Genomic DNA, 13,928 nt, shown 5'->3' with positions numbered 1-13,928 from the left:
TGAAGTGACCCCGTAAAGTTGGACATTTCTGTTAAGCGGCTTTCAAGGCCTGAGTTCGATATTCTATCGGAGTCAGGCCTTTTAGTTTCACTTTTATACGTTTGGTATTGTAGTACTCGATGTATTCTTTAATTTGCTCTATCAGAGCATCTGCATCTTCAAAGCTTTGGTTGTGATACATCTCTGTTTTGAGTAAAGCAAAAAAGTTTTCAGCAACCGCATTATCCAAGCAGTTACCTTTTCTCGACATGCTTTGTGTTAACCCACTCTCCGCTACCTTTTTTTGATACTGTCGATGGCGATATTGCCAACCTTGATCGCTATGTATAATTGGCTTTGAGTTGGGTTTAAGCTTTGATATGGCTTCCGTCAGCATATCCGTGACTAGCGGCAAGCAGGCACTTTTGGCCACTCTATAAGCAACCACTTCCTGAGTAAACAAGTCGACAACGGGAGACAAGTATACTTTCTGCTCTTTGACTTTGAACTCCGTGACATCAGTTACCCACTTTTCGTCGGGTTGAGTCGCACTAAAATCTCTTTCAAGCACGTTAGGAGCAGCTGTTCCAGACTCTCCTCGGTATGAACGATACTTTTTAATCCTGACCGTCGATTTAAGGTTGAGCTGAGCCATAAGCCTTTGAACCGTTTTGTGGTTAAGCACGAACCCCTGATTTTTTAATTCCAAGTGAATACGGCGGTAGCCGTATCGGCCCTTATGCTCATGATAAATTGACTTTATCAACCGCAGCTCACGTTCGTAGCTATTTGGGCGCTTGCTCGTTTGAGCCTGATAATAAAAGACACTTTTTGCCAGCTGTAGAGTGTGCAGTAAGTGCTTCAACGGGTACTTGCCTTTAAGAGTTAGAGCTATGACCGCTTTTTCTTTGTTCGACGGTTTTTTTCCTGCTCCAACTCTTCCAACTTTTTTAGAACGGCATTCTCGGTTCGTAAGTAAACCAACTCCTCTTTTAGCTCCTCAAGCGTCATTTCATTATCAGGCTTAGTGGTACGTTGAGGTTGCTGTTTCATTGAGGGTCTTCCTTTCTGGCGCATTTTGAGCCCTTTGATACCGAGCTCATTAAATCGTTTGAGCCAGACTGAGAGTATCCCAGGGGATGAGAGGTTTAATACTGCGCTAGTGTGCGTGAGAGACCATTCATTCGTCCACATTAAATTCAATGCTTTTCGTTTTGTCTGAGCAGTAGCCGCATGGTTAGTTGGTAAAAATGAATCAGTACCATGGATGGCAAAGACTTGAGCCCAATACCGTATCTGTCTTGAAGAAATTGAATATTGTTTTGCTAAGTAGAGAGATGACGTGCCATCTAAGTATTGCTTAGCAATGATACATTTTAGCTCTCGGCTATATTTGGACATAAAAAGACCCCCAATAATTGGTGTCCAACTATTGGGGGTCAGTTCACAATGAGTACGGGCTTTCTTTTAGATGCTAGGTCGGTTTTGAGACCTAATTAATCGTTCGGTATTAGCTGCTACGGCCGTCTTTATATGTGTAACGGTAGTCAACTTTTACGTTCGCTTGGTAGTGGGTGTCGCCGCTCATGTTAGTGATTTTCTTCACTTCCATATTCGCATCATCAATCTTGAACGAATCGTATTTGGTTGTTTGTTGGAACTGTGGCAGTTCTCTTGAAAGCTCAAAAGGTGTTTTTGCGCTTAACTCATCCATAAGGTTCGTGCCTGCATCGTATGCTTCCGCTTCAGTAACAAATGTATCAGATTTTAGCGTTGTTTCTTGAATCGTTGTTTTAGTTGCTGCAAACGCTGTAGTGCTGAGAACAAGAGTTGACGCAAGTATGATTAATTTTTTCATAGGAGTACCCCTTACTTTATTGAAGTACCTGTGTTCCGGTACAGAACCAACTTACCAATTAAGTGGTTGGATGAGTGTCAGAGGACAATACGATTTTGTTAGTGTTCAGTAAGGAGTTTTGAGAAATGTCAGGTATTTGTTGGCGTTATTTTAATCAGTTGTGGCTAAGCGAATATTTATGCGTAACGCATATCAAGTAAGGTGACACTGATATATATCTTCAATACACTGTATGGGTAACCATCGTTAAACATAGGGTAAAAGTATGGCCAATTGGGAAGGGGTAAGTGAGTTTGTTGCCGTGGCGGAGCGTGAAAGCTTTACGGGAGCGGCGCAGAAGCTTGCTACGTCAGTTGCTCAAATCAGCCGAAGAGTGGCTAACTTAGAAGAGCGCCTAGCGGTCAAACTATTGAATCGAACTACACGTAAAGTCTCTCTAACTGAAGCCGGACAACTTTATTACCAACAATGTAAATTATTGGTTGAAGGATTAGAAATTGCTGAGCTTGCTGTTACTCAAATGCAATCCACCCCAAAAGGGCTTTTGAAAGTCACGGCACCAGTGACTTATGGTGAACGTCAACTGGCTCCGATTCTGCATAAGTTTTTAAAACTGTATCCGCAAGTTGAACTAGAACTTATGTTAACAAACCAAAAGCTTGATCTTATCGACTCAGGTGTTGATGTAGCAATTCGTCTCGGTCGATTAGAAGATTCTAGCCTCGTAGCCAAAAAGCTATCTCAACGACAACTTTATGTGTGTGCTAGCCCTGAGTACATCGAACGCTATGGTGAGCCTCATACACTCTCGGAGCTGAGTAACCACCAATGTCTAGTGGGTGGCTTTGAGCATTGGCGTTTTAAAGAAAACAAACGTCCACGAGCAGTGCGAGTTAATGGACGTATCAAGTGCAATAGTGGTTTGGCTTTGCTAGATGCAGCCAAGCAAAGCATCGGTTTAGTGCAATTACCAGAATATTATGTGAGTGAAGACCTTGAGTCTGGTGAGTTGGTTGAAGTGTTGTCTGATTATCGTGATGACAAAGAGGGTATTTGGGCACTTTATCCACAGAATCGTAACTTATCTTCTAAGGTGCGCTTGCTGGTGGACTTCCTTTCTGAGCAGTTGGATTAGTTTATGACCTAAAGCCTCCACCGATAAAAAACGGGCTTCAGAATAGAGATTCTGAAGCCCGATTACTTTAGAGAGGATAGCTTTGAACGTTGAGGAGTGTTCACCTGCTCGACATTAGACTGTGAAGCGATCCACCAAGTGGTACAGCTCATTGGCACGACTGTTGAGGTTTTGGCTACCTGCACGGTTTTGGTTTGCTAGTGCAGCCGATTGCGAGCTTTGATCTGAAATCACCACAATGCGTTGAGATATCTCTTGGCCCACAATATTTTGCTGTTCAGTTGCTGTAGCAATAAGCGAGTTCATGTCCATGATGGTATCGATTGACTCTTGGATTTTCGCCAGCGCCGCGGCAGCAGCGTTTGCTTCTTCCACCGTTTGAGCACTACGGTTTTGGCTTGAATCCATTGCTTTTACCGCGGCGTCTGAAGCGGCTTTGAGCTGCTCAATCATCTTGTGAATGTCGCCCGTGCTCTCTTGAGTTCGGCTTGCCAGCTTACGAACCTCATCCGCAACAACTGCGAACCCACGACCTTGTTCACCTGCTCGGGCTGCTTCAATTGCTGCATTCAATGCGAGTAGATTGGTTTGCTCTGCAATGTCTTGAATTACCGCCAACGAAGAGGAGATATTCTGCACATCGCCCTCTAAACGAGACACCACGGTGTTGGCTTCTGATACTTCGCTCGCCAGGCCTGCAACCGAATCGGCAGCTGCGTTCACTATTTGCTGCGCTTCTTTTGCGTTGCCCTCTGCAAGTTTCGCTGAATCGGCCGCTTGACTTGCGTTGCTTGAGATTTCTTGCGCCGTTGTGGTCATCTCCGTCATCGCCGTTGCAACTTGTTCTGTCTCTTCACGTTGCCCTGTGGCAATTTCGTCAACCTGCGCAGCGCGCGAAGACATGCTAGATGTCTCGGCTACTACTTGCTGACCCACATCACTTACGCTGCGAATGATGGTTTGCAGGCTTGCTACAAAGGCATTGAAGTTCTCGCTCAGTTTAGTGAACTCTGGCGCTTTGAAGGTTTCCATTCGAGCGGTTAAGTCAGCTTCGCCACTCGCGAATGCGCTGATTGAACGGTCAAACTGCTCAAGTGGCTTCATAATTGTTCGGTTAACTGCTACTGCAAACACGGCAACCACAAGGGCGATTAATCCACAGAAAATAGCGATGGCAGTCAGTGAGCTTTGTAGTGCAGCGTTCGAGCTCTCTTTCATTTCTGCAATGACCGCATCGATGTCGTCAGTATAAAACCCCGTACCAAGCATTAAGTCCCATTGTGGGATGAATATCGAGTAGCTGAGTTTTGGTAGGGCTTCAGATTGACCAAGTTTTGGAAAGTAGTAAGTGGTGAATTCGCCAAGCTTCGAGTTCTTGATTAGGTCACGAATCAGGTAATTACCTTTTTTGTCTTGCAGGTCATAGTAATTTTTACCAATACCATCGTTGTTTTGCCCAACTACTACTCGAACGCCTTTAGAGTCGTAGCCAAAGATATAGCCAGATTCGCCATATTCGAGTGTTCTTAAGGTTGGCAAGGCCTCTTCTAATGCTGCACCTCTTTCCAAGAACGGGCTGATAGAAGATTGAGCCATTTGCAGATACGCTTTGAGTTCCTTTTCTTTCATCGCCATCATATTGTTACGCGTCGATTCTACTTGTTGTGCGGTTAGCTCGGTGCTCTTCATATACGTCACGCTCATCATCCCGATTGCCATCAATAGCAGTGGAATGAAAGAGAGAATATAAAGGCGGTTTTTGATGGTTAGGGTCATGTCACGCTTCCTGTGTGATTGTCTCATGCAATTTTCAACACATTATTAATGTGGTTTCAAAATGTAAATGGGCTTGTTGTTTAATTGTTACCCTAGCGTGTTTTTGTTTTATAAATATGATGACGGTTAGATTTTTTTGGTGAGAAGCCTTGCAACTAGAGGCTTAAGGGCGAAAAAGTGAGTTTGTATCGATGCTTTTGAATTCGACTCTGCTTTGTTAGAATGCGACGCTTTGTAGCACCCTGCTATGTCTATTCGTTAAGTGAGAAAGATTCATGAACAAAAGCCATGTGACTATTGGTTTAACTAACCCAAAGAGCCCGACAAACGTTGGTGCTGTTATGCGCGCAGCTGGTTGTTACCAAGTCGACGAAGTTAAATACACAGGGCAACGCTACGAAAAAGCCGCTAAATTTCACACCGATACCAAGAGTGTTGCGCGAACCATCCCGTTGACCGGTGTTGAGTCGTTTTTAGACAATCTTGATCCTGAAACTAAGATCGTTTGTGTGGAACTAGCAGAAGGTGCCACACCACTGCCGCGTTTTAAACACCCAGAAAACGCTATCTATATCTTTGGCCCTGAAGATGGTTCTATTTCTCAAGATGTTGCCGATAGAGCGGATCACGTTGTGTACGTTCCAACGGTGGGCTGCATGAACTTGGCTGCGACGGTGAACGTGTTGCTTTATGATCGCCTTGCGAAATCCGATGAAATGGATGAAAGCAACGAGCTGATCAAGAAAAGCCGCGATAACCGTAATCACCTGCAAGTGAAGCAGGGGTAGATATCGTTCTAATCGTGTATGGTCTCTTAATATCCAATGCAGATTAAAGAAAACCCCTTATTCGTAGGAATAAGGGGTTTTTATTTGGTTGTTCTTAGAGCTTAGGTTTGGTTATTCAGCACATTTGGAAGCCATAATTTTTAATGGTTGTCCTGCCTCATCGAATTGTAAGCTCCATACATACTGCCCTGGATTACGAATGGTAAGAGCAGTATCTTGCCCGTAACCACCTTTAGTTAATGAGTTTAGTTGCCCCAGTTTTAGGTTGAGTCCATCCGCTGTAAACTGTGGCGACCAAGCTTTAGACGCGTATTGCATGCGATAGCTACCAGGCTTTTCAGTAGTAACTACTTGGTAAGTGTTTTCACCTTTATACTCAAACTCTCGTTTAGCTACGTGTTTCCAACCTGAATCAGCAAAATTGCCAACTACATAAAGTGGACTTGAAATTGGCCCTTCAGCGTTAATCGTTGGATTGTTACATTTAGCCATGAAGCCTTGTCCAACCTCATTCCCTGTCGTCATTATGGCCGCTATAGGACCTTTTTCATTTGGTCGTGTTATCGACAAGAAACGAGCCTCAAAAGGGTTTAGAACTATAGAGTAGTGACCATCAATAGCTGAGATCGATTGCTTGGATTCAATATCCTTCAGATCAGCTATGGAGCCTGCTTTTTCTTTGGTTAGTTTTATGATTTTTTCTTTGTTGGTAACGTTCACTGCGTAGATAACAGCATCGCCTTCATAGGCTTTGTGATCGACATAGGCGACATCATTGGCCATCAGGTTTGTACGTTTACCTTGTGATAGAGCGGGGTGCGTTTCTCTCAGTTTCATCAAGTTTGTCACGTATTGCTTTAAGTCTTTTTCGTGCGCATTGAGTTGGGCTGTGACACCTTCGACTTTACCGTTAGTACGGGCTACGTGATCATCACACAGACCATTAATTGCACAGTCATCAGTCCAAACTTTATCTGAAAAACCTTCTAGCTGATCGCCAATCTCGTCCCCATAGTAGGTCGTAATTGGGCCGGTATAAGCCGCTTGGAATGAAAATGCCGCTTTATAGCGCTGCCAATACTCTTTGTCTTGTGGAGATGCGATATCACCGCGCTGTAATAAGTCACCAAAGCGCACAAGGTCATGGTTACCGATCATTAAATTGGGCTTTGCGTGGTCTGGGTATAACGAATGTAAAGACATGCCTTCTGCAAGCCACTCTCCACCTTTGTTCCCCACGCCAGCTTCGTTTACAGCAAAGGTTTCCGTCAGGCGGTAGCGCATCGGGAAATCAAACGCAGAACATAAGGCTGGTGCTTCATTTGAACCGTAGCCTGTTTCAATAATGCGGTTCTCACCTGCCCAAATTTCCGCGACCATATAACCCAGAGGGTTCACGGTTTTACCTTCGCTGTTTACGTATTCGACTTGAGAAGAAGCGGTGTCTACCGTTTCTCTGATTTGACTCCAAGCTTCTTTTGGCACTTGATAAGCTTGATCTAAGCGCCAGCCATCAATTTTGAGCTCTTTGATCCAATACTCGGCAACTTCTTGATAGAAGGCTAGGCTCTCAGGGTATGAGACTGGATTATCCTCTCCTTGGGGCAGCTTACCTGTTGGTGACGGCACTACGTTTTTTTTGTGGTGGCCAAATACGCCATCAAAGAAGACATAAAGCCCACGAGCATGCGCTTCTTCAACTAAGGTTTTTGCTTCTTCCATCGTTCCGAATCTAGGGTCGATATTGAAATAATCAGTGGCAAAATAACCGGTTGCATCTAGTCTATCAGCCCAATGGTCTTGGTTTTCGATAGGCTCTGAATTAAAGATTGGGGTTAGCCAAATACCGTTCATGCCAAGAGATTCAATGTAATCAAGTGAGTCGATAATACCTTGGATATCTCCGTTATGGTGACTGGTTCCGTAGCCTGTCCCATGACCAATTGAGTCATCGCCACTGACAAAGCTTTCGACCATCACTTGATAGATCCTCAGGTCATTCACGTCGGCATTCGTATTCGTTTGGCATTGGTATGTCGTTGGTTCTTGAACTGATTCAGGTGCAGATTGGCAACCTGCAAGTAGGATGGCGGTAACGGCCAACGCGGTATTGGATAGAGAAAGTTTCACGTTAAGGTCCTTATTATTATGATTTAACTTATTATTCACCATCCTGATATTCTATAAATCCTCCGTTAATTAGTGGCAATAGGAGTAGACGGTAGGCTGAGAGACTGAGGTCACAATATGTGGCTAATTTCTTATACATATTATGATGAAGTGCTGATTTTTGAGTCAGAACGAGATTTGTACAGGAAGATATTTTTATGCGGTATGTAAACAGCCTTGTTGAGAATAAGTCATTCTCTGTTTCTAGTGTTATCTATCCCGTACGCAATCGGATATTATCTTGAGTTCATCACTAGATAATTGAAGGGTTAGATAACACCATGGAAGACAAGCAATTACTTGCCGCGCTACAACAACACCCTGTTCTCGATCTATATCAGTTATTCCAAGAAGTTGGTCAAAACAGCTCTCTGTACGTATTGTTAGAGAGGCTATCTTCCCTTAAAGAACATCATCAATTGAGCACACGTCTCAGCCCTTTTAAGCCTCACATCGAAGGGTTACTGGCTCAATTCGATAGCACCACACCTGACAGTGAAATCCTCAAGGCAGTTGCTCTTCAGTCAGAGATTCAGCAACGAGGCCACAGCATGAGCCGTTACATCATGACATCCGACAATCATCGCCATTTTTCACCTCAAGCCGATCTAGTGATGTTTGGCGATTCGATTACTGAGTGGGCGCCATGGGCTGATATTTTCCGTGATATTTCTATGGTTAACCGCGGCTTGGCTGGTGATACCACATCAGGTATGTTGCGACGTATTGACACCACGTTGAATGTGAAGCCAAAGCTGGTGTGCTTTATGGCAGGGATAAACGATTTGGCTCAGGGGTATGATGTTGAACATATCTACCAGAACTACATTGATATGCTTGAAGTGTGGCAAGAAAACGATATTCGAATCTTGGTGCAATCAACGCTTTATGTTGGCTCTAAACTGCAAGGGTTGAACCCGTTAGTAGAACTGCTCAATAGCAAAATAAGCGAGTACTGCGATCAGCAAGGTATCGCGTTCTTAGATGTGAATTCAGTATTGTCACCTAACAAGCTTCTGTCGAATGAGTACTCGTGTGATGATTTGCATTTGAATGCTAAGGCTTATCAAGCTTGGGCTGAGGTACTTCAATCTACGATAGAAGAGTTATTAAAATAAACTCATGTAAAGTAGCTAATTAAACAGATAGACAGCTTAGCCAATACCAAAAAATCTAACCCCTATATTTGTTTCGCGAGCTATAAGGACATTAATTTGAACCTAAGACAACTGGAAGTCTTTTACGCCATTATGCAGACCGGAACCGTATCTGGGGCTGCGCGCAATCTGCATGTTTCTCAGCCCAACGTTACTCGTATTCTTGCTCATACTGAGCAGCAGCTTGGGTTTGGATTATTCGAACGGGTGAAAGGGCGTTTAGTTCCTACCATTGAAGCCAAAGCGCTACTGCCAGAAGCCGAGAAGGTGTATCAGCAATTAGGTCAATTTCGCTCTTTGACCAATAAAGTTAAACAAGGGCAACAGCACTTACGTATTGGTGCGCCTCCTATCCTTGCCACCAAATTGCTGACTCCGGTAGTAGCCCAGATGTCACGGGATCAACAGTCCGGTACACAAAGACTTTCGTTTGAGTTGCTGACCGCAAACCGAGATGAGTTGTGTGAAGGTTTACTCAAGCATGAACTTGATATTGCGATTGCTTTTGGCGATGAAACGCCGCCCGCGATATTAAGTGAAGTGTTGTTGGTTCAATCTCTTAAGGTGCTAGCTCCTGCAGGTATGGTTGAATCGTTATCTGAAGCGCCGACCCTCGAAGAACTTATCGAACACTCTTTGCCTATCATTGGGCTTGATAGCAGGGACCCTATTGGTTTGCTTCTCCATCAGAATCTTTCTGCTCGTGATAGCCGTTATCATCACCCTATTTCAGTTCGTAGCTATAGCGCAGCGGCAGAGCTCGTCAAGCACCAAGCGGGATTTGCGATTGTCGACCCTTGGACTGCGGAGCACTATCAAAACGATGAGTCGATTTGTGTGTTGCCATTACAACCGGATATTCAATTTTCGGTTTCGATGCTTTGCGCAGAGCATACTCCTCAGTCTATTTCTGTTAAGCAGTTCATCACCTCATTGAAGAGCAATATACACCCTATAACCTAAGGTTATAGGGTGTCGATAAATAGGTATTCGGCAGCCTTTAACTTCTTAATTAAAGTAATTCCATACAAGGACTTATTAATTAGGAATGCTCATGTCTATCGCTCAACCTTACCTTCTTTTTCTTGGGGATGTTACTGACCCATTGGCCGCAAAAACAGCCCGTGGTATTCACCAATGGCGACCAGAAATCTGCCTCGGCCAACTGCGTTTAACGAACGAAACTGTTTCTCTTGGCTTAACCGATATGACTTTGCAAGAGGCACAAACGCAGGGTGCTAAAACTCTAGTGATTGGTACAGCAAACCCTGGCGGTGTTATTCCTGATTCGTGGCAGCCAACCATATTGGCAGCAGCAGAAATGGGATTTGAGATTGCATCTGGAATGCACCAACGGCTGAGTGAATTTTCACCGCTTGCTGACATGCAACAGCGAGGATTGACTAAGCTTCATGATGTACGCCATTTTGATGGTGACCTGAACGTTGGTAATGGTAAACCTCGTCAAGGTAAGCGTCTTCTAACGGTAGGAACGGATTGCTCGGTCGGGAAAATGTTTTCGGCGTTGGCCATTGAGAAGTCGCTTAAAGAAGCGGGCACATCAGCCCAGTTTAAAGCGACAGGCCAGACAGGTATCTTGATTGAAGGCAGCGGAATTTCGATTGATGCTGTGGTTGCAGATTTTATTTCCGGCGCGGTCGAAGCTATTAGCCCCGATTTTGCCGACCACGAGTGGGACATCATTGAAGGGCAAGGCTCTTTGTTTAATCCGTCTTTTGCCGGAGTGAGTTTGGGTTTGTTGCATGGTGCACAAGCTGATGCTTTGGTGTTGTGTCACGAAGTAGGGCGACCACATATTCGCAACCTTCCTCACGCGCAATTGCCAACGATTGAACAGACCATTGAAGCTAACTTGCAAGCAGCGCGACTGACAAATCCAGATGTGAAGCTGGTGGGTATCTGCCTGAACACATCGGCGATTAGCATTGAAGATGCTGAGATCTTGTGCCAAGAATGGGCCACACTTTATCAAGTACCAGTGACGGATCCCGTACGTTTTGGTGTACAACATATTACTGATCATTTGCGACATTCACTTTAACGGTTTCATCATTTCTACGTTTCCATTTGTTAAAGCGAACATCAACCGAGTGAAATTATGAAGATTACAGCAGAACCCATTACTATCGCGATGCAAACGCCTTTCCGAATATCTAGAGGCAGCCGTACTGAGTGTCACGTTGTTCGCGTTTACATTGAACATGACGGTAAACAAGCGCAAGGTGAGTGCACCCCCTACCCACGCTATGGCGAGTCATCGGAGTCTGTGCTGGCGCAAATCCAACAAGCGTCTGGCGCACTTGAAGCCATGTTTGAACGAGGCATGACCGATCCCGCAGAGCTAAGAGAGCATCTTCAGTCTTTATTATCTGGAGGGGCAGCACGAAATGCGGTCGATTGTGCGCTTTGGGATTATCAAGCGCAGCAGAATGACCAGATGTTCCCAAATAGCTTGTTTGAGTTGCCAGAGCAAATGGTTACCGCAATGACGGTCTCTATTGGCACACCAGAAGCCATGGCAATACAAGCGCATGATTATGTCGAGAATGGCGCGAAATTACTGAAAGTAAAGCTAGATGGCGAGCTGGTGATTGAACGTGTTCGCGCAGTGCGAGAAGCCGCCGAAGGTGTTCAAATTGTACTGGATGCTAATGAAGCGTGGACTGGGCTCAACCTTGAAGAGTTGTTTTATCAACTGATTGAGTTTGATATTGCGATGATCGAGCAACCTTTACCACAACAGCATGATGCCTCGCTGGCACACATCAAGCATCCGATTCCGTTGTGTGCTGATGAAAGTTGCCATACCACTTCACAACTCTCATCGTTGGTAGGTAAGTATGAAATGGTCAACATCAAGCTCGATAAAACGGGCGGTCTGACTGAAGCCTTGGTACTTGCAGAAGAAGCCCAAAGGCTCGGGTTTACTCTGATGTCTGGTTGTATGCTTGGCACCTCATTGGCGATGCGTGCAGCTCTGCCTATTGCTGTTCAATCTGAAATCGTCGACCTCGACGGCCCTGTATTACTTGGGCAAGATGTTTCTCCTGCTCTGACTTATCGTGATGGGATGATCATTCTTTAGTTCTGAACTATTTCGTCAGAAGTCTCTCCATACAAAAATCGCATAGGCGTTAACCTATGCGATTTCTATTTGCATCATTGAGCAATTATGGTTTCGGACGAGATACTCTGAACAGCCCAATACAACCCACTTAGAAAATGCAGTGTTTAGCAAAGTCACCCGCTTCGTTCGCTGTCCAGTCGCCTTTTGGCTTCTCTTTCATATCTTCACACCAAGCTTCACTGCCAACTTCGGTACAAGCCATTAACTGAGTGGCTAGGAAAAGTATCAACGCGACTTTCTTCATAACAAATATTCCGTTTTAGTCTAGATTTCGGATAACTCTACCAAATACTATCCGTGATTGTTATAGCCGAGCGGTGACTTAAGGATCCAAAACAATACGGAATCATGTCATGGTGTGAAGCTGGCCTAACATATAACCAACTTATGTTGGAACTTATTAAATTGACATTCATTTAACATTTAGTTGCTGTGTATGTTGTGTATTTTGCGTATCATTACTCTATGTGTTTTTTAAGGGTAAAGTCATGGCATATATATCGCCAGAAGAGCGTCAGAGAAAGAAAGATACATATGATGCGTACATATATGAGATATTTATAACCGATGGTTGGGACTGTGTTACCTATGACCGTATAAGTAAGCACTTTGGTATTACCAAGTCATCCGTCCAACGTTACTATCCACATAGAGCCGATTTTGGTAAAGCGTTAAGTGGACGTGTCTTTCCATTAATGGTTAAGCATTTAGACTTTACGAGTAAGCAAGACTTTATTGATTCATGGCGCAAAGGAATGGACGATCGATTGTTCTGTATGGTTGCCAAGATGCTTGTAGAAAACGCGATGGCCACACATACGAACGATGATGCGAAAGGTGGTATGAACAGGTTAATGATGTTTATGCAAGGAACTATGTCAAATGAAGAGGCTCTTGATGCGGTAGAACGCATTCTCGGCATTACGGTTTTATGCTATATGAATCAATAGTTTAAAAAAATAATGCGTAAAAGTACGCATTATTTTAACTTAAAACCTTGCGTACCTTTATTTTGCGGGTATTATACACCGCATCGAGAGGGGCGATACACCGTCCCTTTTATTTTAGATGTAGTGCGTACTATTACGCAAAAACTGGTTTGTAAGGGTATTACAATGAAAAAAACAATTTTAGCGGTAGCAATAGCAGCAGCTTCATATAACGTATCGGCTTCAGTCGCATCGAGTAATATACACTCTCTTCCAAGCGATGCAGAGAAGGCAACAACCTTCAACAAAATGATGGAAGCAAATGGCAACGATGCGCGTATTTTAGTTGGTGACGGTGTTGCGACTGTGACATTTACAGATGGTCAAGGAAACAAGATCACTAAAGACATCACAGCAGTAGATATGCCAGAAGTAACAGAGCGCATGGCGAAGGTTCGTGTAGCTGCTGAGCAAGTAATTCGTGACAATATGCCATCAGTTAATCCTCCGGCAGATGGTGACTTACCGCCAGTAAGCGACATTGACCCACTTCCACAGCTTCCAAGCGATGCAGAGAAGGCAACAGCCTTCAACAAAATGATGGAAGTAAATGGCAACGATGCGCGTATTTTAGTTGGTGACGGTGTTGCGACTGTGACATTTACAGATGGTCAAGGAAACAAGATCATTAAAGACATCACAGCAGTAGATATGCCAGAAGTAACAGAGCGCATGGCGAAGGTTCGTGTAGCTGCTGAGCAAGTAATTCGTGACAATATGCCATCAGTTAATCCACCGGCAGATGGTGACTTACCGCCAGTAAGCGACATTGACCCACTTCCACAGCTTCCAAGCGATGCAGAGAAGGCAACAGCCTTCAACAAAATGATGGAAGCAAATGGCAACGATGCGCGTATTTTAGTTGGTGACGGTGTTGCGACTGTGACATTTACAGATGGTCAAGGAAACAAGATCACTAAAGACATCAC

At 44.3% G+C, this 13,928-nt stretch carries 14 protein-coding genes; 8 read left to right on the top strand and 6 right to left on the bottom strand.

The genetic code is table 11. The features are described 5' to 3' along the window. Nucleotides 1-31: 31 nt before the first annotated feature. The 3 genes from L4C44_RS00125 to L4C44_RS00115 form a co-directional block, all read right to left on the bottom strand. A complete protein-coding gene (locus L4C44_RS00125) occupies nucleotides 32-874 on the bottom strand; it encodes an IS3 family transposase (RefSeq protein ID WP_327784266.1) in 843 nt (280 codons plus the stop codon). Further along, nucleotides 871-1,380 carry a helix-turn-helix domain-containing protein gene (locus L4C44_RS00120; protein WP_146492455.1) on the bottom strand — a complete coding sequence of 170 codons (510 nt, stop codon included), beginning with the start codon at nucleotides 1,378-1,380 and terminating at the stop codon, nucleotides 871-873. The genes L4C44_RS00125 and L4C44_RS00120 overlap by 4 nt, the downstream gene beginning before the upstream one ends. Nucleotides 1,381-1,489: 109 nt before the next feature. After that, the gene (locus L4C44_RS00115; protein ID WP_017111515.1) at nucleotides 1,490-1,837 is read right to left on the bottom strand and encodes a DUF3316 domain-containing protein; all 348 of its coding nucleotides are present in this window, start codon (nucleotides 1,835-1,837) and stop codon (nucleotides 1,490-1,492) included. 265 nt (nucleotides 1,838-2,102) lie between these two features. Here L4C44_RS00115 and L4C44_RS00110 point away from each other — a divergent pair, with 265 nt between their 5' ends. Next, nucleotides 2,103-2,972, top strand: a complete 870-nt coding sequence (locus L4C44_RS00110; protein ID WP_060981068.1) for a LysR family transcriptional regulator — start codon at nucleotides 2,103-2,105, stop codon at nucleotides 2,970-2,972. 114 nt (nucleotides 2,973-3,086) lie between these two features. Here the strand turns inward: L4C44_RS00110 and L4C44_RS00105 are convergent, their stop codons facing one another. Further along, nucleotides 3,087-4,748: a methyl-accepting chemotaxis protein gene (locus L4C44_RS00105; protein WP_428804133.1), complete on the bottom strand. Its 1,662-nt coding sequence runs from the start codon at nucleotides 4,746-4,748 to the stop codon at nucleotides 3,087-3,089. 275 nt (nucleotides 4,749-5,023) lie between these two features. Between L4C44_RS00105 and L4C44_RS00100 the strand changes: the two genes are divergently transcribed. After that, on the top strand, nucleotides 5,024-5,536 hold the full coding sequence (locus L4C44_RS00100) for an RNA methyltransferase (RefSeq protein ID WP_048669429.1): 513 nt from the start codon (nucleotides 5,024-5,026) through the stop codon (nucleotides 5,534-5,536). Between the two features lie 111 nt (nucleotides 5,537-5,647). Here L4C44_RS00100 and L4C44_RS00095 read toward each other — a convergent pair whose 3' ends face one another. Further along, nucleotides 5,648-7,708 (bottom strand): alpha-amylase family glycosyl hydrolase, encoded by a 2,061-nt coding sequence (locus tag L4C44_RS00095; protein ID WP_428804132.1) that lies wholly within the window; start codon nucleotides 7,706-7,708, stop codon nucleotides 5,648-5,650. 278 nt (nucleotides 7,709-7,986) lie between these two features. Between L4C44_RS00095 and L4C44_RS00090 the strand changes: the two genes are divergently transcribed. From L4C44_RS00090 to dgcA, 4 genes are all read left to right on the top strand, one after another. Then, nucleotides 7,987-8,823 carry an SGNH/GDSL hydrolase family protein gene (locus L4C44_RS00090; protein WP_428804131.1) on the top strand — a complete coding sequence of 279 codons (837 nt, stop codon included), beginning with the start codon at nucleotides 7,987-7,989 and terminating at the stop codon, nucleotides 8,821-8,823. 96 nt (nucleotides 8,824-8,919) lie between these two features. Then, nucleotides 8,920-9,825 carry a LysR family transcriptional regulator gene (locus L4C44_RS00085; protein WP_428804130.1) on the top strand — a complete coding sequence of 302 codons (906 nt, stop codon included), beginning with the start codon at nucleotides 8,920-8,922 and terminating at the stop codon, nucleotides 9,823-9,825. A gap of 91 nt (nucleotides 9,826-9,916) precedes the next feature. Beyond that, nucleotides 9,917-10,924 carry an N-acetyltransferase DgcN gene (gene dgcN, locus L4C44_RS00080; RefSeq protein ID WP_428804129.1) on the top strand — a complete coding sequence of 336 codons (1,008 nt, stop codon included), beginning with the start codon at nucleotides 9,917-9,919 and terminating at the stop codon, nucleotides 10,922-10,924. Nucleotides 10,925-10,981: 57 nt separating this feature from the next. Beyond that, nucleotides 10,982-11,968 carry an N-acetyl-D-Glu racemase DgcA gene (dgcA, locus tag L4C44_RS00075; protein WP_428804128.1) on the top strand — a complete coding sequence of 329 codons (987 nt, stop codon included), beginning with the start codon at nucleotides 10,982-10,984 and terminating at the stop codon, nucleotides 11,966-11,968. 130 nt (nucleotides 11,969-12,098) lie between these two features. Here dgcA and L4C44_RS00070 read toward each other — a convergent pair whose 3' ends face one another. Beyond that, nucleotides 12,099-12,254, bottom strand: a complete 156-nt coding sequence (locus L4C44_RS00070) for a DUF3012 domain-containing protein (RefSeq protein WP_008216583.1) — start codon at nucleotides 12,252-12,254, stop codon at nucleotides 12,099-12,101. Nucleotides 12,255-12,498: 244 nt separating this feature from the next. On the opposite strand from L4C44_RS00070, the gene L4C44_RS00065 reads away from it, so the two are divergent. Both L4C44_RS00065 and L4C44_RS00060 read left to right on the top strand, forming a co-directional pair. Then, entirely contained in the window at nucleotides 12,499-12,960 is a 462-nt protein-coding gene (locus L4C44_RS00065) for a TetR/AcrR family transcriptional regulator (RefSeq protein ID WP_428804127.1), read from the top strand. 165 nt (nucleotides 12,961-13,125) lie between these two features. Continuing rightward, on the top strand, nucleotides 13,126-13,928 hold an 803-nt coding region (locus L4C44_RS00060; RefSeq protein ID WP_428804126.1), incomplete at its 3' end, for a hypothetical protein.

Origin of the sequence: Vibrio satsumensis (assembly GCF_050337435.1) — a bacterium.
In the GTDB taxonomy this organism is placed as follows: Bacteria; Pseudomonadota; Gammaproteobacteria; order Enterobacterales; family Vibrionaceae; genus Vibrio; species Vibrio satsumensis.
The sequence above is the reverse complement of the archived record's forward strand: the minus strand, read 5'-3'. Positions and strand labels throughout refer to the sequence as shown.